This window comes from Liquorilactobacillus capillatus DSM 19910 (assembly GCF_001434915.1).
GTDB classification, from domain to species: Bacteria; Bacillota; Bacilli; order Lactobacillales; family Lactobacillaceae; genus Liquorilactobacillus; species Liquorilactobacillus capillatus.
This window is the reverse complement of record NZ_AZEF01000027.1, coordinates 75,000-100,286: the sequence shown is the minus strand read 5'-3', so window position 1 is coordinate 100,286 and position 25,287 is coordinate 75,000. Positions and strand designations below refer to the sequence as shown.

The window sequence follows — 25,287 nt, the reverse complement described above, 5'->3', positions numbered from 1 at the left end:
TATTCTTTGTGCTAAAGTAAAAGCATTAAGTGGAGGTTTTTTGATGGAAGAAATTTGGATCAAAGAATTTAAGCAATACTTAGCAATTGAACGCCAGTATTCAGATGAGACGTTGAAGGCCTATTCTGAAGATATTCAGATTTTTAGTGATTTCTTAAAGGAAAGCGGCGGTGAAACTTCCTTTAAACAAATTAAACGGCTGGACGTACATGCTTATATGAATTTCCTTTATGACAAGCAGTATCAGACAACTTCGATTGCACGTATGATCTCGAGTTTGCGCTCACTGTATCATTTTCTAGAGAAAAACGGGTATGTTACTAGCAATCCATTTTCATATGTTCAATTAAAACGACATCCGCGCGCTTTACCACGCTTTTTTTATGAGAAAGAAATGCAAGCACTTTTTGATGCAGTTCAGGGTGATGACCCAATGATCATTCGAGATAGCGCACTCTTGGAGTCACTATATGCGACTGGAATGCGAGTCAGCGAATGCACAGGTTTGACATTAGACGCGCTTGATAGCGATGTTCGTACAATGCTGTTGCATGGTAAAGGAAGCAAGGATCGTTATGTACCTTATGGAAGATATTGTCAACGAGCCCTTAACCGTTATTTCAATAAAACAAGAACACCGTTAATGGAGAAGTACCATAAAAATCATAACTATGTTTTTGTTAATCATTATGGTGATCCACTGACTGCAGCTGGGGTTACGTACATCCTAAAACAGATCGTTAAGCGCAGCAGTCTAATAACTGAGATTCACCCCCATGAGATTCGGCATACATTTGCAACACATCTAATGAGCAATGGAGCTGATTTACGTGCAGTGCAGGAACTGTTAGGTCATAGTAGTTTATCAACTACGCAAATATACACACATGTAACAAAAGAACATTTACAAAATGATTACCGTAAATTTTTTCCGCGTGCTTAGTAATTAGATTAAGAACGTTTGTTAAAAGAAAAGTGGTTTAATTGAAGGAGGACATCAAGTAATGGCAGGAGTATCATTTCACGCAACAACAATTTGTGCAGTTCGGCATAACGGTCATATGGCAATGGCAGGGGATGGTCAGGTTACTATGGGCGAAAAGGTTATCATGAAGGGAACTGCTCGTAAAGTTCGGCGTATTTACAACGATCAAGTTGTCGTTGGTTTTGCAGGCAGTGTCGCTGACGCTTTTAACCTCGAGGAACGTTTTGAAAAGAAGTTAAATGAATATAGTGGTAATTTACCACGAGCAGCAGTTGAACTTGCTCAAGAATGGCGGAGTGATCAGGCTTTACAGAAGTTGGAAGCATTATTGATTGTAATGGATAAAAAAGATCTTTTGATGGTTTCAGGCAGTGGTGAAGTTATTGAGCCCGACGATGATATTTTAGCAATTGGATCAGGCGGAAATTATGCTTTGTCTGCTGCAAAGGCAATGAAGTTACATGCAAAAGAGATGTCAGCGGTAGAAATTGCTAAAGCAGCAATCAATATTGCAGGGGATATCGATATTTTTACAAACCATAATGTCATTGCGGAAGAATTGTAGATTTCTAAAGCAAATTAGAAAGGACTTTTTAGATGAATCCAAGTGATAAAACACCAAAACAAATTGTTGGAGAATTAGATAATTATGTTATTGGGCAAGACAAAGCCAAGAAGGCGATCGCAGTTGCGTTACGTAATCGTTACAGAAGAATGCAGCTTTCAGGAGAAATGCAAGAGGAAATAACACCTAAAAATGTTTTGATGATTGGACCAACTGGTGTTGGTAAAACAGAGATTGCACGGCGACTAGCTAAAATAGTTGATGCACCGTTTATAAAAGTCGAAGCAACAAAATTTACTGAGGTCGGATATGTTGGGCGCGACGTTGAATCAATGGTTCGAGACCTAGTAGAAGTTGCTTATAAGATGGAAGAAAACGAGCAGTTCGCAAACGTCAAATCACAGGCGGCACAAAGGGCTAATAAGCGGCTGGTGAAAATGTTAGTTCCTGCTAAGAAAAAAGAACAGCGTAAAAATAATAATGAACAACAGAATTTTATGAAAATGCTGCAAGATATGCAGAATGGTAAAATGCCTAACTTGGGTAATGGTAATCAGCCAGCCGAAGAAGAGGTTACGGACCAAGTTCGGGATGAACGTCTATCGGTTAGTGAACAACTAAACCGTGGTTTGCTTGAAAATCAAGAAGTAACGATCACAATGGATGATCCTACTCAGAAAAATAAATATCAAAATAATATGCTGGGTCAAATGGGAATTGATTTAAATGACACACTGGGGGCATTAACACCTAAGAAACGTGTTAAGAGAACTATGACAGTTGCTGAGGCTCGTGAAGTGTTGACACATGAAGAGTCAGCTAAATTAGTTAATGAAGCTGATATAGCTAATCTGGCCGTTAAGCGTGCTGAAAATACTGGTATTATTTTCATTGATGAGATTGATAAGATTACCTCTAAGTCACAGAAAAATAGTGGTGAGGTTTCACGTGAAGGTGTCCAACGTGATATTTTACCAATTATTGAAGGCTCACAGATCCAGACTAAGTATGGTCTGTTAGACACTGACCACATTCTTTTCATTGCCTCTGGAGCCTTCCATGAGAGTAAGCCTAGCGATTTGATTGCTGAGCTGCAGGGAAGATTACCAATTAGAGTTGAACTAGATGACCTGCAGGTTAAAGACTTTGTCCGAATCTTAACTGAGCCAAGCAATGCACTTGTTAAGCAGTATATTGCGTTAATTGGAACAGACAATATCAAAGTAACGTTTACAATCGAAGCTATTCAGAAAATCTCTGAGATTGCTTTTCAAGTAAATCATGAGACAGAAAATATCGGCGCACGGCGCCTGCATACGATCTTAGAGAAACTGCTTGAAGATTTACTGTATGAAGGACCCGATATGCAAATGGGAGATATAACGATTACTGAAGCATATGTCGATCAAAAAATCGGAAATATTGTTAAGAATAAAGATCTTAGTCAATATATTCTTTAACCATCAAAAATGCTTAACATAGATTGTGATACGATCAATGTTTTGTAAAAGAAAAAAGCAGCGGACGTTTTGTCGTTTCACTGCTTTTTATATGCATATTATTTTTTCTTTTTCTTTTTGTTATAAACAATTCCGAAAGGAACCATGTTTTCTTCGCCCTTGCGAATACGTGTGAGGTTCCCCTTATGGCGGTAGAAAACAAAGACTGTCAAAATAAGCGCGATAATCGTTAAAATCGGATCGTGGAAAAACAATGACAAGAGTGTAATCAAAGTCATGCCCACCATACTAGCAACGCTCACCATACTTGATAGATAAAGTGAGGTTAAAAAGATAAACCATGCGACAAGAAAGAAAATAGGGCTATACGCCAGTAGGATACCAGCACTTGTTGCAACGGCCTTTCCCCCCTTGAAATGTGCAAATAAAGGAAAAACATGCCCAACGACAGCTGCACATCCAATTAGCAAAACATTGATGTGGACATCGAAGAGATAGGGTTGACAAGCTGCAAGTGTCCCCTTTAACATGTCCATTAGTAAGACGATAAAGCCGGCCTTTTTACCGAGAACACGAAAAGTGTTGGTCGTGCCGGTATTGCCACTGCCGAATTGACGGATATCTGTTTTATAAAAAAATTTTCCGATCCAAACGCCAGACGGAATTGAGCCTAGTAAATAGGCAATCACTAACATAATAATGGTAGTTGAGTTCACACTGGATTGACCTCCTTAGGTTAATACGACTTATTTTAGCACTGTTTGTACTACTGCTTCAAATCATTTTTTTATGCTATGCTTAACTAGACGTTATTGGCTAAAATAGATGATACTTTACATTTTTTGAGACCAGGGGTTATGATATTAAAGTTGTAATTCAAAATATAGACTAAAAACATAATTACTAATACTCCAAAATAGAAGGGGTTTAAATTCATGGTAAAAGAGAAATATAATGATGAATCGATTCAGGTATTAAAAGGCTTAGAAGCTGTCCGTAAGAGACCAGGAATGTATATTGGGTCAACTGACAGTCGGGGATTACACCATCTGGTATATGAGATCGTTGACAATGCGGTGGATGAGGCTCTTTCAGGTTTTGGTGATGAGATCAATGTTACTTTGCACAAAGATGACAGTGTGACAGTTGTTGATCACGGCCGCGGTTTACCGGTTGGAATGCACGCGTTAGGGATTCCAACAGTTGAGGTTATTTTTACAGTTTTACATGCTGGTGGAAAGTTTGGACAAGGCGAGTATAAAACGTCTGGCGGACTTCACGGAGTCGGTGCTAGTGTCGTTAACGCACTTTCATCTAAGATGTCTGTTAATACGGTGCGTGATGGAATCGAATATGAAGAAGATTTTGAGAACGGCGGACATCCGGTTGGAACATTGCGTAAATTGGGGAAAACACGTAAACAGACAGGGACACGAGTTAGCTTTAAACCTGACACTGATATTTTTACAACAACACATTTCAACTATGACACGCTAGCAGAACGGCTACGTGAATCAGCTTTCTTACTTAAGGGTGTTAAAATAACACTAACTGACGAACGAACGGACCAAGAGGATATCTTTCATTTTAACGAAGGAATCAAAGAGTTTGTCGCCTATTTGAACGAGGATAAAGACACCTTGGGCAATATTATGTATTTTGATGGTATCAAAAAGGGTGTTGAAGTTGAAGTCGCGGCTCAATATAACGACGGTTATTCTGAAAATATTATGTCTTTTGTTAATAATGTCCGGACCAAGGATGGTGGAACCCATGAAGCCGGGATGCGTTCAGCTTGGACAAAAGCTTTTAACGAGTATGCACGTCAGGTTGAACTGCTGAAAGAAAAAGATAAGAATCTGGAAGGCAGCGATGTTCGTGAAGGGTTAGCAGCGATTATCTCTGTTCGTATTCCAGAAGAACTACTTCAGTTTGAAGGCCAAACTAAGGGAAAGTTAGGAACCCCTGAAGCTCGTTCGATCGTTGACGCAGTCGTTAATGAGCAACTGCGGTTTTATTTAATGGAAAACGGGGAATTTGCACAGGATCTAGTTCGTAAGTCACTTAAAGCTAGAGAGGCACGTGAAGCAGCACGCAAAGCACGGGATGAAAGCCGCAGTGGTAAGAAAAAGCATCGCAAAGAACGTCTTCTCTCTGGCAAATTAACACCTGCACAGTCTAAAAATGCTAAGCGTAACGAACTCTTTTTAGTCGAAGGTGATTCAGCGGGCGGTTCAGCCAAGCAAGGTCGTGAGCGTAAATTTCAAGCAATCTTACCCTTACGTGGCAAGGTCCTCAATACTGAAAAGGCAAAATTACCTGAGATCCTTAAAAATGAGGAGATCAACACTATGATCTATACGATTGGGGCAGGTGTTGGAGCTGATTTTGATATTAAGGATACAAACTACGATAAAGTTATTATTATGACTGATGCGGATACTGATGGTGCGCATATTCAAACTTTATTATTGACCTTCTTTTATAAATACATGCGTCCAATGATCAATGCAGGAAAGATCTATATCGCGTTACCACCACTGTATAAATTGCAAAAGAAAGTTAAGAATAAGATAGTTATCAAGTATGCCTGGACAGATGATGAGCTTCAGATAGCAGCTGCTAAGTTAAAAAAGGGCTATACTTTACAACGGTTTAAAGGTTTAGGTGAAATGAATGCTGATCAGCTCTGGGAAACAACAATGAATCCTGAAACTAGGACGCTTGTTCGCGTTAAGATTGAAGATGATGCATTAGCTGAAAAACGTGTAACAACGCTAATGGGTGATAAGGTTGAGCCACGGCGTAAGTGGATTGAAAAAAATGTTAAGTTTACACTTGAAGAAGATGGTAGTCTACTTGATAACGCAGTTGTTGAAGGAGCTCATGGTGAAAAAGATGCAGCTGATGTTGATCTAGGAGATGAAGCTAATGGTTAAAAATCCAGAAGAAAATAGCAATATTCAAGAACTATCACTTGAAGCAGTTATGGGAGAACGTTTTGGCAGGTATTCAAAATATATTATCCAGGAGCGGGCACTACCTGATATCCGTGATGGTTTAAAACCTGTCCAACGCCGTATCTTGTACGCGATGAACCAAGATGGAAATACGTATGACAAGGCTTTCCGGAAGTCGGCTAAGTCAGTTGGAAATGTCATGGGAAACTTCCATCCCCACGGAGACAGTTCTATTTATGAGGCGATGGTCCGGCTGAGCCAGTCTTGGAAACTACGTGAACCGCTGATTGAGATGCACGGTAACAATGGCTCAATGGATGGTGATCCTCCTGCAGCAATGCGTTATACTGAAGCACGGCTGAGTAAGATCTCTGGTGAGATGTTGCAGGATATTGAAAAAGAAACAGTTGAATTTGTTCCTAACTTCGATGATACAGAAAATGAGCCAACTGTTTTACCAGCTCGTTTCCCTAACCTCTTGGTAAACGGTGCGACAGGAATCTCAGCCGGTTATGCAACTGAAATTCCACCACATAATCTGCATGAAGCTATTCAAGCGGTTATTTATCTAATGGAACATCCTAAGGCTAAACTTGAAAAACTAATAGAATTTATTAAAGGTCCAGATTTTCCAACTGGTGGTATCGTGCAAGGAATAGATGGTATTATTAAGGCTTATACAACAGGGCGCGGTCGGGTTATGCTGCGTTCAAAAACGGAAATTGAGCAGCTAAAGGGAAATAAAGAACAAATCATTGTGACCGAGATCCCTTATGAAGTCAATAAAGCTCTGTTAGTCAAGAAAATCGATGAAATGCGCTTACTGAAAAAAGTTGAAGGTATTGCTGAGGTTCGAGACGAGAGTGACCGGACAGGGTTAAGGATCGTAATTGAGCTTAAACGTAATGCTTCAGGTCAAGGAATTTTAAATTATCTATTCAAGAATAGTGATTTACAAATATCGTATAATTTTAACATGGTTGCAATTAATAATAAACGACCTGAACATGTAGGTCTGAATGCGATTCTAAGTGCCTACTTGGAACATCAAAGAACTGTTACGACTAAACGGACAGAGTTTGATTTACGGAAGGCTCAGGAAAGAAAACATATTGTCAGCGGTCTAATTAAAGCTTTATCTATCTTAGATCAGGTTATCAAAACTATTCGCGCTAGCAAAAATAAAAAGGATGCCAAGGAAAATCTGATTAGACAATACACTTTTACCGAAGCTCAGGCTGAAGCGATTGTCTCGCTGCAATTGTATCGGTTAACTAACACTGATGTAACTGCACTTCAAGCTGAATTCGAAGACTTGCGACAAAGGGTTGAAGATTATCAGGCAATTTTAGCTGATCCTAGTAGGTTAGATAAGGTAATCAAAAAAGAACTGCGTGCTCTTGACAAACAGTACCTTTCACCACGTAAAACGGAAATTCAAGCTGAGGTGCAGCAACTTAAGATTGAAACTGAAGTTCTCGTCGCGCCTGAAGATGTTATTGTTATGGTTAGTCGCGATGGCTATTTAAAGAGAAGTTCTTTACGGTCATTCAAAGCCTCAGGAACAGCTGACAATGGTTTGAAAAGTAATGATTTAGTAATATATCAAGCTAAGGTTAATACACTTGACCATTTATTTATCTTTACTGATAAGGGGAATGTAATCTATCGACCAGTACATGAGATTCCTGAGTATAAATGGAAGGATACGGGTAAACATCTATCACAGACAGTCAGCCTAGATAAAGATGAGAAGATAATCCAAGCTTATAGTTTTCATGACTTGGAACAAAAGGGTAATTTCTTATTAGCGTCTCAGGAGGGTTATATAAAACGGACAGCGTTTAACGACTTACGACCAGGACGAACTTATAAGAGCCGTGCAGCGCAGTGTATGAAACTCAAAACAGCTAGTGACTGCCTATTAGCAAGTGTTTATCTTCCTGAAGCGGATCTTATAAGCACAAAGCCGCTCTTTATTTTAGCAGTTACACATGGAGGATATGGATTAAGATATACGTTAGAAGAAGTTCCTGTTAGTGGTGCAAAAGCGGCGGGAGTTAAAGCAATTGACCTCCGTGACGATATTTTAACAGCTGTTTTGTTAACGCATGAGGAAGATCAGATTGGAATCGTAACACAGCGTGGTGCCTTTAAGCGGATGAAAGTGGCGGAGGTTACGCCTACCACCCGGGCACGTCGTGGTGTACAGATTTTAAGAGAATTAAAACGTAATCCGCATCGTGTTATTCTAGCAGAGGTTCTTCAAGCAAATAAGGCACTAAATATTCTAACTGATAAGATGCAGTCAATAACAATTGAACCATTCAGACACCCTAGTGTTGATCGCTACTCTAATGGTTCATTTGTTATTGATATTGATGAATTCGGCAAACCATTGTTTATCCAAAAAAATCATTATGAAGATGAAGAAACCAAATAATACTTTTACATCAATTGGAAAAGTATAAAAAAGGTACCATATCAAGAGTAGATGCTTGGTATGGTACCTTTTTACAAATTAAATATTAAAGATTACTGGTAGTAGGTTATTTTAAAGAATCTATCAACTGTCGTTGTGGAGTTATAAATAATGTTTTTTGACCTTCATAAATAACAAACCCAGGTTTTGCGCCATTAGGTTTACGGATCTTTTTAACTTGAACGTAGTCAACAGGTACTGATGCTGAGTCACGCGATTTAGAAAAGTAAGCGGCTAAGTTAGCTGCCTCAGTCAGTGTTTGCTGAGTAGGTTCGTGTGAATAGATAATAACATGTGAACCAGGAATATTTTTGGCATGTAACCAAAAGTAGTCTTTGTGAGCTGTTTTTAAAGTTAACCGGTCATTTTGCAGGTTATTCTTACCAACAGCAATTTTGGTGCCATCACTTGAGAAGTAAATTGCCGGTTGGCTAATTTTTTCTTTACGAATTTTCCCATGCTTCTTACGTTTCTGTGCTTTAAGATAACCTTGTTGCTGCAATTCCAGCTTAATATCAGGTAAGTCTTGTGGTTCTGCAAGCTCGATTTGAGCCTGCAACTCTTCAAGGTAATCAACTTCTGCTTGTGTTAAGTTGATTTGCTGTTTCAAAAAAGAAACGGCGTTTTTTAATTTCTGGTACTTTTTAAAGTATTTTTGTGCATTTTGAGAAGGAGACAGCTGATTTGAGAGTGTAATTTTAATCATCTCATCTCCTGCATAATAATTTGGCAACTCAATCTCGGTCATTCCACGTTTTATTTGAAATAGATATGTCGTCAACAACTCACCTTTAATGCGGTAGCGATCCGCTTTAGCTGTCGAGGCAAGTTCTTTTTGAAGTTTCTTGAGTTTCTTACGATTCTTTTGTAAATTATTTTTGATGATATGGATCAACTGACTACCTTGCTGCTGAACACGATCAGAAGTTGCCTTGTCACGGTAAAAATTGTCTAAGAGTTCACTTAGAGTTACAAATGTCTTTTTGACCCGCGTTGTAGGATAAACAAAATAAGTAAAGAAATCCCGTTTACCGGTAATAATACTAGGCATGGGGTTGATCGTCTCTGCTAGAGCTTTTTCCCAACCTCTGGTAAGATCTTTATCATGTTCATGCAGTTGATCTGCCAAGTAAAGTGCATGTTCCTTGGCTATTCCTTGATAAGTTTGACTTAACTGTGCGGCGAGAACTTCACGGTTAGGGTATTGTTCTGCTAAATTCAAGTAGTATTTTGAATTATCATCAAAGGGATCTAATCGCTTTTGCTTAGGAGGCTTATTGTACGGGGCTCCAGGTAAAAGGGTACGGAACCTATTTTGATCCGGACCAATATGTTTAATCGTATCAATGATTTGATTTTTAGTTTGATTGATTAAAATTACATTGCTATAACGTCCCATAATCTCGATACTTAATAATAGCGGCATGCGATCGCCCAACTCGTTTCTTGTCTCAAAACCAAGATAAACGACACGGTCATTTTCAAGTTGTTCAACGCTGATTAACTTGGCTCCTTCAAGGTATTTACGTAAAGTCATCGTAAAATTGGTCGGGACCGGTGGATTTTTATAAGGGATATCTGATACTTGGAGGCGCGCATAACTTGGATGTGCTGACAAAAGCAATGGAAAGTTATGCCGTTGTGCGCGTATAACTACTACCACTTCATTTGGAAATGGCTGCGAGATACGTCCAACCCTTCCAGAAACCAGCATTTGGAGCTCATGAACCATCGCATGTGTAAAAAGACCATCAAATGGCATGGAGACCAACTCGCTTTCATAATAAATAGTATAACTAATCTTTTTTATTCACTGTTTATAGCTGTCATTAATTGTACCTTTTATAAAGAAAAAGCGCAAAAAGGCAATCTAAACGGTGTGTTGACCATACTCTTTGTATTGCCATTAGTTACTAATTATAACATAATGATTTTGAAGATAAGGAATGCGTAGTATTATCTTGAGTAAGATATATGTAGGGAGGAAAGACAAATGCGTTCAACTTTAGATAGTTTATGGGTGTTAGAGAAGAAGTATCGCAACTTGCTAACTAAAATGACTAAAAGCTATAGGTTAACAATTGCGGAATGGCAGCTATTAATTAAAATAAATGATGGCTTGGAGACACAAGAACAGTTCGCAGCTGAATTCAAAGTTAATCTTTCGACTTTAAGCCGACAATTAAACCGCTTATTAGTCAAGAGATTTATCAGAAAGACTGCTACTAGTTCAAGTAAAGGGAGAGGGCAATACATTTATACGATCACCGAAGAAGGAAAACGAACGATTCAGATGATGAGGCTGACGATTGCCGATTTTGAGGAGAGGCTTTTTGCGCGTTGGTCGGATGAAGAGACGGCACTGCTTAAATTGTTGTTGAATAGGCTCGTTCAAAGCATGGCACGTCTTGAATAAGTAATTCTACTGACATCAGAGTGCGTGTCTGCTGGCTGAAAAAAGTGTTTTGTGTTATGATAGCATACGTAGGAATTTACCAAAAAGTAGGTGTAGGATTCATGAAAATTGCTGTTGTTACTGACAGTACAGCTTATTTAACTGATAAGCAGATCAACGATTACAATATTCACGTAGTTCCAATGCCTGTAATTATTGATAATAAGGTATATAAAGAAGGCATAGATATCTCTACTGAAGCTTTTTATCAGAAGCTTAAGACTGCTTCCTCTTTTCCAAGCACTTCCCAACCACCTGTGGGTGAACTGATTTCTTTATACAAGTCTTTGGGCAATCAGGGTTACGATGCTGTTATAAGTATTCATTTAGCAGGTACAATATCGGGCTTTATTCAAACATTAACCAACCTACATGAAGAGGTTCATAATACTAAAGTTATCCCCTTTGATTCACAAATCACAGTTATGCTAATGGGAAACATGGTTATCGCAGCCGCACGAATGGCGCAAGCTGGTGCCAATGTTGACGAGATTTTGGCTAAATTACGTGAACTGCGGTTGACGACAAACGAGTACTTCATAGTTGATGACTTGCAGAACCTTGTTCGTGGCGGACGGTTATCTAATGCTTCAGCTTTTATTGGCAGTGTTTTAAAAATTAAGCCATTATTAACTTTTGACCGTCAAACACATAAAATTATTGCTTTCGATAAGGTTCGTTCTCGAAAGAAAGCAATTAAAAGGGTTGAAAAGCTTTTCGCGGAGGAACGTCAGAAAGTTGACTATCCGTTGCGTCTCATTGTTATTCATGCTAATGATGAAGCAGCCGCACTTGCTTGGAAGGATGAGCTAGATAAGTTATATCCAATGTATCCGGTTGATATCAGTTATTTTGGGCCAGTGATTGGAACACATTTAGGTGAGAAAGCCTTAGCTTTAGCTTGGATGAGAGATATTGATAAAGAATAATAATGATTTAGAGGCTGAATGATGATGTTAGTCTCTTTTTTATCTTTAAAGGAATGTGCAGAGAGTGAGGAAATAACAAGTAATGACTAAGAGTATTAAAAAACCTGTTTTGGGCCTTAAGGCGGGCTCTGATCCTAAACAAGTTAAAGATCGTTTACAATATTCGCCAGTTGTGTTTGAATTTTTTACAAATGAAGCTGATTTTACCTCTGAAGGAATAAAACGGTTAGAATATGATCTCCAGTGGGTTAAAGCTGAAGCAACAAATAAAATTATTTTACATCATCCAATGCGGTTTAGAGGCGAATTTACTGAGCTGGTAGCACCTGAAAAAAAGTTTCCAGAGTTGCGTAAGTTTATTTATCAGAGTACAGAGAAACTTCTACAATTGGCATTTGATAATAATGTGCAGGTGCTTGTACATGGGTCATATGCTCGCCACACGCAGTTTTTTATTGATATGTATCCCAGTCTAGCTGCTGCACGGCAGGCTGTTTACCTACAGTTAGATAAACTAGCAGAGTGGGGAAAAGATCATATCATGTTTGAAAATTCAATCTCCCCGATCTTTTATTATGGTGAGCGTGAGGAAGAAAATACTATTATAGCACGAAAATACCGCTTAGCTTTCGATACAAGCCATTGCTTCATTAAATGTGCAGGAGACAACAAAATACTGCAGCAGTCGCTTCGGCATCTTAAAGAGCAGATTGTACACTATCACTTAGTGGATTCAATGGGCGAGAATAAACATGATAGTTTGACACTGGGTCAAGGCAAGATTGACTGGAAAGAAGTTTTGCCGTTGTTAAATCCACAAGCAACCAGCATTTATGAAATAAATCTACGTAATCAAGAAGATGCCAAAGAGCAAGTAGAAAGTCATCGTTACCTAACTGATCTTTATACATCGTTATATAGTTAAAGGCACAGCTAATGAACAGCAACATTTTAAAATTAATTTAAAAAGTCTTATTGAAACCTAATTCAGCTATTACTAGAGTAAACAGTGCGTTACAATTACTTTCGGAGTAAGTGTAATTATAGAAAAATGAGATTGCAATGTTATTTAAAGAATAGTGAGTGTGAGGGATGAGATACTTTGAATAAACTTTTAAACATGTTGGTAGGAATATTGAGCATGATCTATGTTCTTAAAGATCTATGTTTTAAGATGTTGATCAAGTTGTACCAGCAACAGGGATATACAACGCAAAGTATTACTAAGTTAGTAAATACTGCTATTATGCCGTTAATTGTTGTGGTGACGATTCTCTTGATTTTAACAGGTCTTTTGGCACTCATAAGTAATTTATTCTTTTTTGGACAACCTTACTTTATATTACGCATAACGATGAATATGATAAGTATACTTATGCCTTTTCTATATGAAAGTAATACTTGGTTCTTATTTTACGAGTTATTGACGTGTAGTATCTTTTTTATCTATCTCTATATACTAAGTAAAGACAGTTGCGACGATAAAGTTAAATTTGATATTTTTTAGATTATACAGCTGAGTGTACTTGCGTATCTTATAAGCGGGCGTTATTGATATCAAGTCGATTCTAGTGGTATATTAGGTTTAAGAAAAAAATGAGTTTAAATTTTGACTTAAAGGAGAAAAAATGAAAGTTTTTAAGGAAATAATGAGTTGGATTCTTCCAGTAATAATTGGTTTGGTAATAGCATTACTTGTAAAGCAATTTTTATTTTCGCTAGTTAAGGTTGATGGAACATCAATGTATCCTAATCTGCAAAATAATGAACGGGTTATGATGCTGCGGCAAGCTAAGATTAAGCATAACACCGTAATCGTCTTCAACGCTCATGGGGTCGATAAGAGTTCTCCTTCTATTACTAATGATACCAAATACGTGAAGCGTGTCATTGGGATGCCAGGGGACAAGATTGAATATCGTAACGATGGTAGTGTTTTCGTGAATGGAAAGAAACAGTCGCAAAGTTATATTACAAATTCACAGCGACGCGAAGGTACATTAATGTTAAGCTCAGAGCTAGCTAAGGCTCCTGGTGTAACTTTGGGGACAGGCAAGACCTTTACAGTACCAGCAGGTAAATATTTCGTACTTGGAGATAATCGTAGAAATTCAAATGATAGTCGTTATTACGGTTTTGTGCCTAAGGGTAAGATCGATGGAGTTGTTAAAGTTGTTTTCTGGAATGATCAAAGTGATGTAATTAACTCATATGGACAAAAGTAAGACTTAGCTATCAAGTCACTAGAAAAAGCAGTTGTTATGGATAAAAAAGCAGCTGCTTTTTTATTTTGGTTAATTTTAAGAACCAAAGTAGCATGAGTTAACCTAAAGCATAAGTAATCAAGCTAATAATGATTAAACTTGTTTAAAATATAAGACCAGGACCTAATTTTGCTTTCAATACTACTTTCGATAATATATATTATGTAAACTAGCTAAAATAAGAAATTAAAGAGGCATATCAAGTCCAGTTACCTCTCTTCATGTTGTTTAACTACTTATTTAGGTCTTTAAAAGCTTGTTAAAGCAATGTTTTTAAGCCATAAAAATAATTTTCAAAAAGAAAAATAAATTCAAAAAATTATAAAAAGTTCCAAAAAAATCAATCACATAGATTTATGACCGGCAAAATTTATTCAAATCGCTGGTAAAATTTTTGTGGCTAATTTTGATTTTCAAGTTTAATTTAGTCATTTTATTGGTTTATTCAGTGATTTTTTATTGATTTACAGCTGATTTTTACTTAAACTACGTTAATTAGTAATAATCGTGTATTTTCAAAATAATTAAGGCTTGCTATTGAAAATTGCTTAAAATCAACGTTTTGAAGTGCTTTCAATATTCCTTAAACAGATTTTAGGCAAAGCACAGCTTGAATCATCATTTGTAACGTGTTCAAAGTGTAATTTCTTTGGAAAATACTTACGTAGTGTCGTTCGATTAGCGTTTTAGCTAGATCCAAGTTTCTCAGAGACTATATAGATATGCAAAATATGACATGATTTGAAATTTAAATTCATTATTAAATGTGAATAATTGAACAATATCATTTCTTATCACTCATCTCAAGTAATTACATTGACTTTTGACGTTTAGAACGTTTTTATGTAGTCAATTTGTAATAGCCACCCTACTTTTGTCATAATTCTATGGAACCGTTTTTCAATGCATATCTTTTTAAAATATTTAGGCGGTAGAAATAACAACTATGATTTTTATTATAAAAAGACACATTTTTTTAGCCCCGCTTCAACCTTTCCTTAGGTTAACAGTCTGTTTATTCCATTGCATTTGATATTCCAGTTCATCCGTGGAAGTATCAATAGCTTTATCCTTAATTAAAAAACCATTTTTTAAATAAAAGTTAATTGCTCTTTTGTTTTTTTCGTATACGGATAAATTCAAAATAGATCTTTTCTTTTTTATAGTATCTAATAATTTTGTCCCTATACTTAGTGAACAAAATTCTTTGTTGATGAATATACCAGCAATATAGTTGTCTGTTAGCCCTAAAAAGCCAATTATTACATTGTTTTTATAATATGCAAATAATTCTGCAGACGGTAAAATATCTTTTACATAGTCATAATTATCTTGCCAATATTTTTCTGAAATAAAGTTATGGGCATCTATGTTGCAATTAAGCCAGATTTTCATAATTTGATTTAATTCATTTTCGGTAATAACGTCAATTCTCTTAATCAACTAAATTCCCCCTTAACAAATCAAAGCTATGGTCGACCTATTTTTATAAAACAATAGTATATAATATATTAAATATCAATTCACCAATTGTAATTACTTATGAGTAATATTATTGTTACCTTATTTTTCGATCAGTAAAAAAAGATATAACTTGCTAAAATTCTGTTTGGCTTTTAATTTAGGTGTTCTCTTCGCTTGAGTATCTATTCTACTCTACTGTTTATTTGTTTATTGTGGCTTCTGTGGCGATGTTTATACTGATAATATAAATAATACTAGAAATTATTATAGTGCATTAAAGCCGGTCATAAATCCGTATTAAAACTCGATTTTGGTTCTTTGAATATCTCAGCGATCATTTGTATGACCATTTATCATCTAAAACTTTTTTGGTAATAATTCAGGTTTTCTTCTTTGAAATTTTTTCTTGAATCAATATATCTCGTTATAGGCTTGCCATTTATGTGGTATCAACTAATTGTATTTTTCTGTAAATTCATCAAAAGAAAGCTGTGATATGGATTTAAGACGTTTTAACTTTTCAGTTGCTGATAGTTTTCTAGTTGTATCACGCTCTGGATAAGGTAATTGTGTAAATCCTTTAAACAAGGATTCAAGAACATTCTCATATTTTTTCTCTGAAGCCCACCCCCAGTTTAAGGCAAAAGGGTAAGAGAAAGCATTTCCCTTATTAATTCTTGAAAATAAATTTGCTTCTATTGAGCTTGTGCCGTATCCACAAATGACATTTGGAATAGCATTACAAGCAATTTGCATGCCTAGTCCAGAGCTACAACCGGTTAAAAAATAGTCAATTTTACCTTTATTTAAAGCAGTACCACCCAAAATAGCAACGTCAATATAGTCTAATGTCTCTTTTTCACTGTTGTTTAAATCAATAACAGTATGACCATATTTTCCTGAAACCCTTTTAATTATCTGGAATAACAAATCATGTTTATCAAGCAAAGTACTAGCTATTGCAAAACCAATTTTCAAAATTTCTTACCTCTTTTCTTTAGATTTCGTTTATTTTATTTAATAAAAAGCCAAAAATAATAATTAAAAGGCGTGATTTATATTAAAAACAAATATTTTTGTGCTGTTATTGATAAATTGCGTAGGCGGGTCTCTTTTATATTATTTCTTGAATATTTAACGCTTTTTTATTTTTGTTTCTTCTCTTTTATTTTTAGACTTTCCTTTAGCAGTAATTCATGCTTCCTTCTTAAATTGGGTGTTTGTGGGGATCTCTAGATATTACGATAATAAATGCATCATTTATATGGCATCAATGTTGTATAGTCTGAAAAGCATTGACTTTTCACTGAGCTTAGTTTACTTATACTTATATTCTGATAATAATTATAGTTTTAATTACTCCTTTATCATTGTAAATCAGAGAATTGATTTTTAGTAAATTTATAGTATTTCGCTCTCCAATTACTTGGGTTATCGCACTTCACACCCAGCATTGCTGGCATGTATAGGTCACTGGACCAATGGCCTTCTCACTTTCTATCCATGATTAACTTTTGAATCTAGTAATCTAGCCATTGAAGTATAATGGCTACTTCCGTGTTCATCTACCAAAATGCAAAAAAGTTTTAAATTTATATATTTTATTTACACTAACACTGAGTTCCTTTTGCGTTTTTAAATCTTTGAACGTAATTGATGAATCAATTTTTAAAAGTGAGCGTTTTGGATCATTTAAGCGAATCTCAATTGTTTTAACACCTTGTTCGACTAATAAAAATTGATCATGATTCAATCCCATTAACAAAAAAAGACCTCTCTTCTCATTTTGATTGAAAAAAATTCTTGTTATCCAGATATTTGATAAGATAATTAGTTGTTTTCTAATGTAATTCATCTATCTGGGAAATACATAGGTGTGCAGAAAATTATCAGTGTTTCCCCACGATTTCATAATTGATTTTTGCAGCATGACAGGAGTGCAGTACAGCTCCCCTAAGATACTCAGATTGCGTAAAAAAATCGTCCGTTGTGAAAGTTAATACATGAAAATGAATAGAGAACTTATAAGCCTAAAAGATTGTTCCTTTCATATAAATAAGGTCCTATTTTCTTCATGAAAATAGGCAAAACTCAGCTAAATTCCTCTAAATAACAAGATTATCTAATTGCTGTTGTGGTACATGTTTAAACATCTTTCGTATACCGCTATTTTGACAGCTGCGTAGCCAAGTTATCTTCTGAAACTCCTGGAAACCATATTGCGATAAATTCCCAGTTATAAGGTGTAATCAATGGGCTATTTCACTTGATTGTGGATTTCTACGATGTTCCATAAATAATCAATTTGACCACACTCAAATGGTACTAAGTGGTGAGTTTGTTTTCGCTGCATATTTCTCCTTCTTTCTATTAAGTATTATTAATCAAAACATATAGTTTAGCTAGTAATATTTAGTCTTAATTTGAATGTTAGTTTAGTAATAAAAATTACAAACCTGTCAAACAAAAAAACATTTACTTGTTGTCTTAATAGTTTTACCATAATATATAATTTGTAATTTTAAATATTGAGAAAGTTGGTTTTATCGTGGAAATCAAATTATTGGAAGATTTTTTTGAAAATCCGCTAGTGTTTATTGTTATTTCTGTATTAGTTTCCCTTCAATTTTATATTTATTTTTTATTAGAGGATTACCTAGTTACATTTTTAAACAAACACCCCAACATCAGTAAAGGCTTATTAAAAAAGCTGTTCGTCATAGCTGCGATAATATGTTTTTTGTACCCTCTGGTTGTTCCAATAAATAGTTATTTCACAGCACAATTTTTTTGGGGATGGTCAATGTATTTTCTTAACTTTAGAAGCAAAATAAAAGAAATTCAAAAATAAAGTTATAACTCATAATTCTTCTAAAATTTTGTTAAATTAATCTTTTCATACTTTTTTCTTTTCTTGTTTACATGTCCTAGCAAGGGTGCGTTAAACGCATACTACCCTCCTCTACAACTCCATATCTTTCACATAATCATAACTGTTAAAGTAAGTATTCCATGGTGTACCATGTCTTATTTTGATACTCATGAAGGTTGTTCTAACTTACTTGGATTGGACAAAATATGTTACAGTTGACCGACCAAAGTGAATTTGTTCGAATTTGAGGTTCGTAAATATTATTACGATGTAATTACCTTGTGGCATTAAAAATGCTGTTTTACAAAAGATATTTTTTAATCCCATATACTATTCCATCCCTGTCATTGGATAGTGTAATGAACTTAGCATATTTTTTAACGTTATTTGCCGCATTTTCCATTGCGATTGGAGTTCCAACAGCCTTGAACATCTCAATATCATTTTGACCATCCCCAAAAGCTGCTAATTCTTCTTGTTTTAAATTTTGGCTGGCCTGAATGTATGCTATTGCATTGTTTTTTGTTGCATTAGAACCAGTTATCTCTAAATAATTATGACCAGAGAACTTGACACAGATATTCAAAGATAATTCATTGATCTTTTCAGCGATGTTCTTAAGTGTTTCATTAGCAAAGGAAATGATCATTATTTTATAAACTGGCTCGCTTTTTAAGGCTTCTACGCTGATGTTGTCTAATAGCTCCGGTTGAAACCCAGTCAGCTCGGATTCATAAAGTGTGCCTTTATCGACTTTACGTGCGTACCATGTGTTTCTGGTATACCAACTAACGGATACTTGTGGGTAATCAACAGTGACTAGCTTTAGAAGTTTATAGGTATCCGTGCATTCAAGCGGTAATGAGAACACGCTGGTCTTTTTGTTTTGTTTTTTTTCAAAAATTAGTCCACCATTAAAGGAAACTTGAGCGTTTCTTAAAGCTAGATCTTTAATAGCAAAATCCATTTCCATTGGGGCTCTAGCAGAAACGAGAGTAATTGGTAATGCCGTTTTTTGTAAGAAGTGAAGTGTTTGGATGCTAATATTACCCTGGGAGTTTAACAAAGTATTATCCATATCAAGAAAAATGTGTTTGATCATCATTATCCCTTCTCTCATTTGACATATTGAATCTTAATAGATTCTTTAAACCATTGTTTATATGATTCGCGTAGTTTACTATCTGTAATGAGGATATCGACTTCGGAACAATCAGCTAGTTTATAAGGTGATGATTGTTTTGAATTAAACTTATATTGTTCAGCAATGACAATAATTCTTTTGGAACGTGCAATAGCCTTTTTTAAAATAAACGCGTCATCCTCATCAACCACATAAATGCCTTCTGCACATATCCGCGATGTACCGACAAAGATAGTATCAAATGTGAAATAATCTAACTGAGTCAATGTTTCTAGTGAGTAGGTATAACGATTGCCCTTATCTAACTGTCCTCCAAGTAATTCAACTCGTGGAAATATATTCTGCGACAAGCTCAGAGCATTATCGATGGAATTTGTAATCACCGTAATGTTTTTTTTATTTAGAAGTTCACATAATAATGTGAGTGTAGTTGATGTACCAATAAAATATAATCGCTTGGGTATGACCATCTTTTCAGCAATAGCGGCCATATTCGACTTGATTGGAGATTTGATATGTGAACGTGTACGGTAATTCGGGACATCATTCAAGTTATTGCTCATTATCCCACCGTGAAAACGAACTGCTTGACCAGTGGAGGTCAACCTCAATATATCCCTACGAACAGTATCAAAAGATACGTTAAAATACTCCGTTAGATATTTTGTAGTCACCCTATCCGTTTCGTTCAACATTTGTTTTATCAGCAAAACCCTGCTTATTTGATTCATATTATTCTCACCTCAAAAGAATTTTACCATTTTGGTTAAGTAAAAAAAGGATTTTTAGTCTATAAAGAATTATTTTCAATTGTTTGTAAGCGTTTGATGATTGAAATGAAGATTTCTATTATAGAACAGACTATCCTATCTATGAATGCAGCATACTCTTTTTTAGAAATCTGGGAGCAGCTAGTGAACAAATGTTCTCTATGCTATAGTAGCGTTCTGAATATAGAAAGTAATGGTATTGTTTGAGGAGTCATTAACTACTGATCAGAAAAAGTTAATTGCTAAACAATTAGATCATGCAGAAACAGCCTTTATAGCAAAATCAGAAATAGCTGATTATAGATTTGAGTATTTTACACCAAGGGATGAAGTTGCTTTATGCGGTCACACTATAATCGGTTCGTTTGCTGCATTGCTGCATTGTTGCATTTCATTTAAGGAAACTTTCTAAATCTCAATATACGATTGAAACTAAGAGCGGTGTTCTTACTATTAATATTAAATCTTTATGGAACAAACTAAACCAGTATACTATGATTTCATTACACCAGAAAAATTTTTCAAATGCTTTGAGGTTGAGGCTTTGGATGATGAGTATCCAATTCAAATTGCACCAATTGGGTTAAAAGATATTTTAATTCCTAAAAAAAGCGAAAACAGACTAAGTGCATTACAACCTAATCTTGAAAAAATTAAGGAAATTAGTGAGTGCTACGGTGGTAGAGGATATTATTGTGAAACTAAGAAACTAAATGTTGAATAATTGGTTTTTGCTTCAAAATGAAGACAAGGCTTCCTCGTAGGAGTGCTTTGTCTTTTCTACTAGACATGAATTATAATTATCCTAATGTCAGACTTGATAGATATATTTCAATGTAATTTTAACATTAATACTTAGGGGGAAAATAAAAGTGCAGGCATCTTATTCTATAAGCAATATCAGTAAAATCACGGGTCTATCTAAAGACACCTTGCGTTATTATGAAAAAATAGATCTTATCCGAAATGTTTCAAGAGATTCCGCAGGAAAAAGGATATATACTAAGAAAAATTTAGAATGGATCCAATTTTTGATAAAGGTCAAGGCGACGGGAATGTCTTTATCGACACTTAAACAATATGGTAACTTGATGAGTCATAAAAATGTTAAGAATGTTTTGAAAAGAAGACAGATTTTAGCTGAGCACGAAATAAATATTCTTCAAAAACAACGGGAGCTTGAGCAGGCACTTAATTTGATCCACAAAAAATATAAAATATATGAACAAGAACTTGCTGAACTGAAGGAAACAAAAAAAGCCACATAAAGCTTAATGGCTTTTAACTCTGGTACAGAGACCCTTTTTATTTGAATGTTAAAAATAACTTATTAAATTTAATTTGATTTAGTGACTTTCTGATAGAATGCTAAGTCGATAGGATCCTCAAAAGACCCGTGGAGATGGACCAACTTCCATAAATTGTCGTACAATTCGAAGATACGTGTAACTCTAATGAATAATACTCTTTTTTCGCTATCTAGATTCAGTATAACTTTTTCATAGCCGACAGACCAGAAAGTATTTTGATTTCTATACAATCTGTAATTGAAAAACCCAGCTTGTATGTTTGATGTATTTTTTAGGACTTTCAGATAAACATTTTCAAGATCGTTCCAACCAAAACGCATACCGCCTGCAGGATTCTCCATACTAATATATTCTTCGTTAGCCCATACTTTTTTCATTAACTTAAAATTTTTGGTGTTGAAAGCATGATAAAAATTGTTTATTGGCAATTCGAGTTCAGTTAGTTCCTCCTGCCGGTTAAAACCGTTTATATATTTGTCCTTTTCAATAGTTGTTATTAAATTAGAAGTCATCAGCATTACCCCATCTTCTTAGAATACATATAATATACCAGTTGGAGTTAACTCTAACGCAATAAAAAATTAAAACTTATCAAATTGGTCCTACTATTAGTAATTTTTTACAATGCGGAACATAAAAACGGGATCATGTATATTTAACTTTTTATTTTGCGCTTTTTTAAAGCAGTATTCTTATTTGAGTATTTTACTTTTAAAATTTATAAATACTTTCCTTTTAAATTTAAATGTAATAGTACTAAAAACATAATTTAAGATTTTTTATTCTTGTTAGATAATAATCAACGTTCTTTGATAATTCTATGTATGAGAAACACGATAAAAAGATGTGTTTCTCTTTGAGAATCAGAAGATATACTGCTTTTAATAGTTTTCGCTCTTTAAGACTAGCTCTACAAGCTTTTTAAAAGCTGGTTGATCTTTTTCACTAATTGCATATTGTTTACGATATTGCATAATTGTTTCTTTATCAAATTTTTCTGGGTCAAGAGGCATAAAACTTGTGTCAATTGGATCAACATTTTTTATTTTTGCATCAATTACTATTGGTAATTGATTTCCTTGGTGTTGAAGATCAGTAATTTTAGTCATAGCTTTTTTTAAATCTGCTAAATTTGCGACTTTAAAACCGATGGCTCCCATGTTTTCCGCTATTTTAGCCCAGTCGGCTCCAATAAGGTCAATACCATAGGGAGCCTGGTTAGCAAGTATTTTTTCGTGTTGAATAAATCCTAATACTTTGTTTTCTAAGACGATATTAATTACAGGAAGGTGATATTTTACTTCAGTTAGCAGGTCAGGCATTACCATCGCATAACCACCATCACCAGAAATATTCCAAACTTGTTTATCAGGGAAACTAAGCTTAGCTGCTAACCCTGCAGGGAGACCAAATCCCATTGTGCCATACCATGCCGACATGGTTAGTTTCTGGTGTTTATTTAACGGCAGTTGTCGAAGAGCCCATTCAGTGTTATTGCCGACATCTAAACCAAAAACAGCATCATCAGTAGAATTCTCACTTACGGCTCGCATTACGCCTTCAGCACTAAGTCCTTCTGCATCATCCAGCTATTTTATTCAACCAATGATCCCAGTTACTTTTATCTAATTGAGCAGCTTTTAAGAATTTAGTGGGTCTAAGTGAAAAATCAGCTTTTAGTAATTCTTGTAAAAAGAGTTTTGCATCTGCGAGGACGGTAATGTCTGCGTCTCGCTGTTTCCCCAAATCAGCTAAATTATTATTGACTTGAATAAATTTAATATTTCTCGGTAAGTATCTTGCAAATGGAAAATTAGTTCCTACAAATAAAACAAGATCCGCTTCTTGTGAAACCTCAAATCCTGGTTTTGTTCCGAGGCGGCCACGGGATCCCATAAAATTTGGATGATCAGTTGGCATTACACCAGTAGCAGGTGCTGTTGATAAAACTGGTAAACTGAATTTTTCAGAAATAGCCGTAATTTCACTTTGAGCACCAAAGACCCCTTTAACAACCCACAATATTGGACGCGAAGCGTCCTTAAGTGCTTCTTCAACTTTTAGCATATCTTGCACTTGCGGCTTTAAAGTTGAATTGGAAATGTTTTTTAGCGGAGCCGTTTTGAAACCATTAAATTGAATTTCTTGGCCTGAAAGATCATCTGGAACAATAACGACTGAAACAGAATGAGAAGCATAAGCTGCACGAATAGCTTCATCAACAACGTATGGGATCTGTTCTGCGGTGGTTACTTGTTTGTGGAAATCTGCGACATCAGCAAAAATAGGATCTTGATTCATTTCTTGGAAGAAATTTGTGTTCATAACTCCTGTTGCAGATTGACCTACAATTGCTAGAACTGGAACCCGATCCATTTTAGCGTCATATAAACCGTTTAATAAATGAACGGCTCCAGGACCGGCAGACCCAAAAGTTACACCAATCGTTCCAGTCAGTTTAGCGTCAGCTGCGGCAGCTAAAGCACCAACTTCTTCGTGGCGAACTTGGATATATTTTAATTTTTCTTTTTCTTGGTAGAAACCATCAACTGTATTATTTATTGAATCGGCAGTAATTCCATAAAGATGATCAACATCCCAACTTGTTAGAATCTTTGCCAATGCATGACCTGCTTTAATCTTTCTCAAATAAATTATCCCCAAATTGTTTTTAATAGATGTATTTTTTAAAAGCACATCTATATGATAGAGCTGCCTTACACCGATGTCAAAGCTTACCAAAAATAAGTTTTATTTTATTTGTAAAAATATGATATCATCTACTATGTTCTGTATTGTAATTTTATCAAGTTTAGCTTCTGCATTGCTTTGAAATTCACGAAAATATTGCGACATAACTTCAGGAATTAGTGAGCCAACTTTACAAGTACTAGATGTTTTGTAATCAACGTTTAGGAAAAAACGTTTTGTTGTAACAGCTAAATAAACATCTTTCAACGTGATTCTAAATAGTGGACGTAAAATTCTAGGGCGTGCAATTCCTTGAGTTGAACCTAAAAGCTTGGCTTTTCTTAGCTTCGACATAATTCTTCGGACCATAGTAGGATCTGTATTGATACTTTTGGCAATTTTGTCACTGTTGTTTATTTCATTTTCATGCAGTGCAATATAGACTAAAATATGTGTTGCATCACTTAACTGTGTGTTAGCCATAATACTCCTTCTCTCTTAATAAATTGTGCTTAATTATAGCACAATTCATTAAGAGAGAAGTATAAAGATATTTTCAAGAAGATACTTTTGCTTTAAATTAAGCTCATTTACTAAAAACATATCCTCAGCTGGGGGCAGTATACCCGTAGTGATTAAAGGCAAAGAATTCATCGCAGAACTTAGTTGTTCTATTATTTTTTGCTCCTCTATAACAGCGGTTCTAATAACATATTTTATTTACTGCAAATATAATTAATGCCTGTGTCATTGGATAAAACGTTAGCAAGAAATGTTTTTCTTAATTGTTCTAAGATATCCATAAAATTAATTTTAGCTATCATACTTAATTCTTTGAAAATTTTTGTATTTTCTTGCTTTCTCTTTGCATCATGAGGTGTAGGGATGTATCCACACACAATCTTCGCGCGGAATTACAAGCAATCATCATTCCTT

21 protein-coding genes and 2 pseudogenes are annotated in these 25,287 nt (G+C 35.3%); 13 read left to right on the top strand and 10 right to left on the bottom strand.

Features of this window, described 5'->3' with window-relative positions; genetic code table 11:
- Positions 1–43: 43 nt before the first annotated feature.
- The 3 genes from xerC to hslU all read left to right on the top strand — a co-directional run bounded on the left by xerC (position 44) and on the right by hslU (position 3,010).
- Positions 44–943, top strand: coding sequence for a tyrosine recombinase XerC (gene xerC / locus FC81_RS06130; RefSeq protein ID WP_057744341.1), 900 nt, complete (start codon positions 44–46; stop codon positions 941–943).
- 61 nt (positions 944–1,004) lie between these two features.
- Positions 1,005–1,550: an HslVU peptidase proteolytic subunit gene (hslV, locus tag FC81_RS06125; protein ID WP_057744339.1), complete on the top strand. Its 546-nt coding sequence runs from the start codon at positions 1,005–1,007 to the stop codon at positions 1,548–1,550.
- Between the two features lie 32 nt (positions 1,551–1,582).
- Positions 1,583–3,010: an ATP-dependent protease ATPase subunit HslU gene (gene hslU, locus FC81_RS06120; protein ID WP_057744336.1), complete on the top strand. Its 1,428-nt coding sequence runs from the start codon at positions 1,583–1,585 to the stop codon at positions 3,008–3,010.
- 98 nt (positions 3,011–3,108) lie between these two features.
- On the opposite strand, the gene plsY is transcribed toward hslU, so the two are convergent.
- Entirely contained in the window at positions 3,109–3,705 is a 597-nt protein-coding gene (gene plsY / locus FC81_RS06115) for a glycerol-3-phosphate 1-O-acyltransferase PlsY (RefSeq protein ID WP_420806346.1), read from the bottom strand.
- Positions 3,706–3,945: 240 nt separating this feature from the next.
- Here plsY and parE point away from each other — a divergent pair, with 240 nt between their 5' ends.
- Together parE and parC are read left to right on the top strand one after the other, a co-directional pair.
- A complete protein-coding gene (parE, locus tag FC81_RS06110) occupies positions 3,946–5,949 on the top strand; it encodes a DNA topoisomerase IV subunit B (protein ID WP_057744330.1) in 2,004 nt (667 codons plus the stop codon).
- Positions 5,942–8,413 carry a DNA topoisomerase IV subunit A gene (parC, locus tag FC81_RS06105; RefSeq protein ID WP_057744327.1) on the top strand — a complete coding sequence of 824 codons (2,472 nt, stop codon included), beginning with the start codon at positions 5,942–5,944 and terminating at the stop codon, positions 8,411–8,413. The genes parE and parC overlap by 8 nt, the downstream gene beginning before the upstream one ends.
- Positions 8,414–8,519: 106 nt before the next feature.
- On the opposite strand, the gene FC81_RS06100 is transcribed toward parC, so the two are convergent.
- Positions 8,520–10,214: an Rqc2 family fibronectin-binding protein gene (locus tag FC81_RS06100; RefSeq protein WP_057744325.1), complete on the bottom strand. Its 1,695-nt coding sequence runs from the start codon at positions 10,212–10,214 to the stop codon at positions 8,520–8,522.
- Positions 10,215–10,445: 231 nt separating this feature from the next.
- Here FC81_RS06100 and FC81_RS06090 point away from each other — a divergent pair, with 231 nt between their 5' ends.
- From FC81_RS06090 to lepB, 5 genes are all read left to right on the top strand, one after another.
- On the top strand, positions 10,446–10,868 hold the full coding sequence (locus FC81_RS06090; protein WP_057744319.1) for a helix-turn-helix domain-containing protein: 423 nt from the start codon (positions 10,446–10,448) through the stop codon (positions 10,866–10,868).
- A 101-nt stretch (positions 10,869–10,969) separates the two neighbouring features.
- On the top strand, positions 10,970–11,836 hold the full coding sequence (locus FC81_RS06085) for a DegV family protein (RefSeq protein WP_057744317.1): 867 nt from the start codon (positions 10,970–10,972) through the stop codon (positions 11,834–11,836).
- An 82-nt stretch (positions 11,837–11,918) separates the two neighbouring features.
- Positions 11,919–12,761, top strand: a complete 843-nt coding sequence (locus tag FC81_RS06080; RefSeq protein WP_057744315.1) for a TIM barrel protein — start codon at positions 11,919–11,921, stop codon at positions 12,759–12,761.
- A 177-nt stretch (positions 12,762–12,938) separates the two neighbouring features.
- The gene (locus tag FC81_RS06075) at positions 12,939–13,343 is read left to right on the top strand and encodes a hypothetical protein (protein WP_157054731.1); all 405 of its coding nucleotides are present in this window, start codon (positions 12,939–12,941) and stop codon (positions 13,341–13,343) included.
- Positions 13,344–13,464: 121 nt separating this feature from the next.
- Positions 13,465–14,061 carry a signal peptidase I gene (lepB, locus tag FC81_RS06070; protein WP_057744309.1) on the top strand — a complete coding sequence of 199 codons (597 nt, stop codon included), beginning with the start codon at positions 13,465–13,467 and terminating at the stop codon, positions 14,059–14,061.
- Positions 14,062–15,087: 1,026 nt separating this feature from the next.
- On the opposite strand, the gene FC81_RS06065 is transcribed toward lepB, so the two are convergent.
- The 5 genes and pseudogenes from FC81_RS06065 to FC81_RS06040 all read right to left on the bottom strand — a co-directional run bounded on the left by FC81_RS06065 (position 15,088) and on the right by FC81_RS06040 (position 20,311).
- Positions 15,088–15,543 (bottom strand): GNAT family N-acetyltransferase, encoded by a 456-nt coding sequence (locus FC81_RS06065; protein WP_057744306.1) that lies wholly within the window; start codon positions 15,541–15,543, stop codon positions 15,088–15,090.
- 474 nt (positions 15,544–16,017) lie between these two features.
- Entirely contained in the window at positions 16,018–16,542 is a 525-nt protein-coding gene (locus FC81_RS06060; RefSeq protein WP_057744303.1) for an RpiB/LacA/LacB family sugar-phosphate isomerase, read from the bottom strand.
- 687 nt (positions 16,543–17,229) lie between these two features.
- Positions 17,230–17,323: pseudogene (locus tag FC81_RS11265) on the bottom strand (ASCH domain-containing protein); the annotation flags it as partial.
- Positions 17,324–18,737: 1,414 nt separating this feature from the next.
- The gene (locus FC81_RS06045) at positions 18,738–19,541 is read right to left on the bottom strand and encodes a Cof-type HAD-IIB family hydrolase (RefSeq protein ID WP_235804642.1); all 804 of its coding nucleotides are present in this window, start codon (positions 19,539–19,541) and stop codon (positions 18,738–18,740) included.
- An 11-nt stretch (positions 19,542–19,552) separates the two neighbouring features.
- Positions 19,553–20,311 carry a DeoR/GlpR family DNA-binding transcription regulator gene (locus FC81_RS06040; RefSeq protein WP_057744293.1) on the bottom strand — a complete coding sequence of 253 codons (759 nt, stop codon included), beginning with the start codon at positions 20,309–20,311 and terminating at the stop codon, positions 19,553–19,555.
- 238 nt (positions 20,312–20,549) lie between these two features.
- Here FC81_RS06040 and FC81_RS11145 point away from each other — a divergent pair, with 238 nt between their 5' ends.
- The 3 genes from FC81_RS11145 (at position 20,550) to FC81_RS06025 (ending at position 21,618) form a co-directional block, all read left to right on the top strand.
- The gene (locus FC81_RS11145) at positions 20,550–20,762 is read left to right on the top strand and encodes a PhzF family phenazine biosynthesis protein (protein ID WP_057744290.1); all 213 of its coding nucleotides are present in this window, start codon (positions 20,550–20,552) and stop codon (positions 20,760–20,762) included.
- A 132-nt stretch (positions 20,763–20,894) separates the two neighbouring features.
- Complete coding sequence (locus FC81_RS11140) at positions 20,895–21,074, top strand: hypothetical protein (protein ID WP_235804641.1); 180 nt, start codon at positions 20,895–20,897, stop codon at positions 21,072–21,074.
- A gap of 148 nt (positions 21,075–21,222) precedes the next feature.
- Positions 21,223–21,618 carry a MerR family transcriptional regulator gene (locus FC81_RS06025; RefSeq protein ID WP_057744283.1) on the top strand — a complete coding sequence of 132 codons (396 nt, stop codon included), beginning with the start codon at positions 21,223–21,225 and terminating at the stop codon, positions 21,616–21,618.
- 68 nt (positions 21,619–21,686) lie between these two features.
- On the opposite strand, the gene FC81_RS06020 is transcribed toward FC81_RS06025, so the two are convergent.
- The 3 genes and pseudogenes from FC81_RS06020 to FC81_RS06010 form a co-directional block, all read right to left on the bottom strand.
- Positions 21,687–22,178, bottom strand: coding sequence for a nuclear transport factor 2 family protein (locus FC81_RS06020; protein ID WP_057744280.1), 492 nt, complete (start codon positions 22,176–22,178; stop codon positions 21,687–21,689).
- Positions 22,179–22,541: 363 nt separating this feature from the next.
- Positions 22,542–24,315: pseudogene (locus FC81_RS06015) on the bottom strand (thiamine pyrophosphate-dependent enzyme).
- Positions 24,316–24,411: 96 nt separating this feature from the next.
- Complete coding sequence (locus FC81_RS06010; protein WP_057744277.1) at positions 24,412–24,834, bottom strand: Rrf2 family transcriptional regulator; 423 nt, start codon at positions 24,832–24,834, stop codon at positions 24,412–24,414.
- Positions 24,835–25,287: the final 453 nt, after the last annotated feature.

Bases quoted from the DNA above. Each gene is read 5' to 3' on its own strand.
- xerC (WP_057744341.1), top strand. From the start codon at position 44: ATGGAAGAAATTTGGATCAAAGAATTTAAGCAATACTTAGCAATTGAA.
- hslV (WP_057744339.1), top strand. From the start codon at position 1,005: ATGGCAGGAGTATCATTTCACGCAACAACAATTTGTGCAGTTCGGCAT.
- hslU (WP_057744336.1), top strand. From the start codon at position 1,583: ATGAATCCAAGTGATAAAACACCAAAACAAATTGTTGGAGAATTAGAT.
- plsY (WP_420806346.1), bottom strand. From the start codon at position 3,705: ATGTTAGTGATTGCCTATTTACTAGGCTCAATTCCGTCTGGCGTTTGG.
- parE (WP_057744330.1), top strand. From the start codon at position 3,946: ATGGTAAAAGAGAAATATAATGATGAATCGATTCAGGTATTAAAAGGC.
- parC (WP_057744327.1), top strand. From the start codon at position 5,942: ATGGTTAAAAATCCAGAAGAAAATAGCAATATTCAAGAACTATCACTT.
- FC81_RS06100 (WP_057744325.1), bottom strand. From the start codon at position 10,214: ATGCCATTTGATGGTCTTTTTACACATGCGATGGTTCATGAGCTCCAA.
- FC81_RS06090 (WP_057744319.1), top strand. From the start codon at position 10,446: ATGCGTTCAACTTTAGATAGTTTATGGGTGTTAGAGAAGAAGTATCGC.
- FC81_RS06085 (WP_057744317.1), top strand. From the start codon at position 10,970: ATGAAAATTGCTGTTGTTACTGACAGTACAGCTTATTTAACTGATAAG.
- FC81_RS06080 (WP_057744315.1), top strand. From the start codon at position 11,919: ATGACTAAGAGTATTAAAAAACCTGTTTTGGGCCTTAAGGCGGGCTCT.
- lepB (WP_057744309.1), top strand. From the start codon at position 13,465: ATGAAAGTTTTTAAGGAAATAATGAGTTGGATTCTTCCAGTAATAATT.
- FC81_RS06045 (WP_235804642.1), bottom strand. From the start codon at position 19,541: ATGATGATCAAACACATTTTTCTTGATATGGATAATACTTTGTTAAAC.
- FC81_RS06040 (WP_057744293.1), bottom strand. From the start codon at position 20,311: ATGAATCAAATAAGCAGGGTTTTGCTGATAAAACAAATGTTGAACGAA.
- FC81_RS06020 (WP_057744280.1), bottom strand. From the start codon at position 22,178: ATGCTGATGACTTCTAATTTAATAACAACTATTGAAAAGGACAAATAT.
- FC81_RS06010 (WP_057744277.1), bottom strand. From the start codon at position 24,834: ATGGCTAACACACAGTTAAGTGATGCAACACATATTTTAGTCTATATT.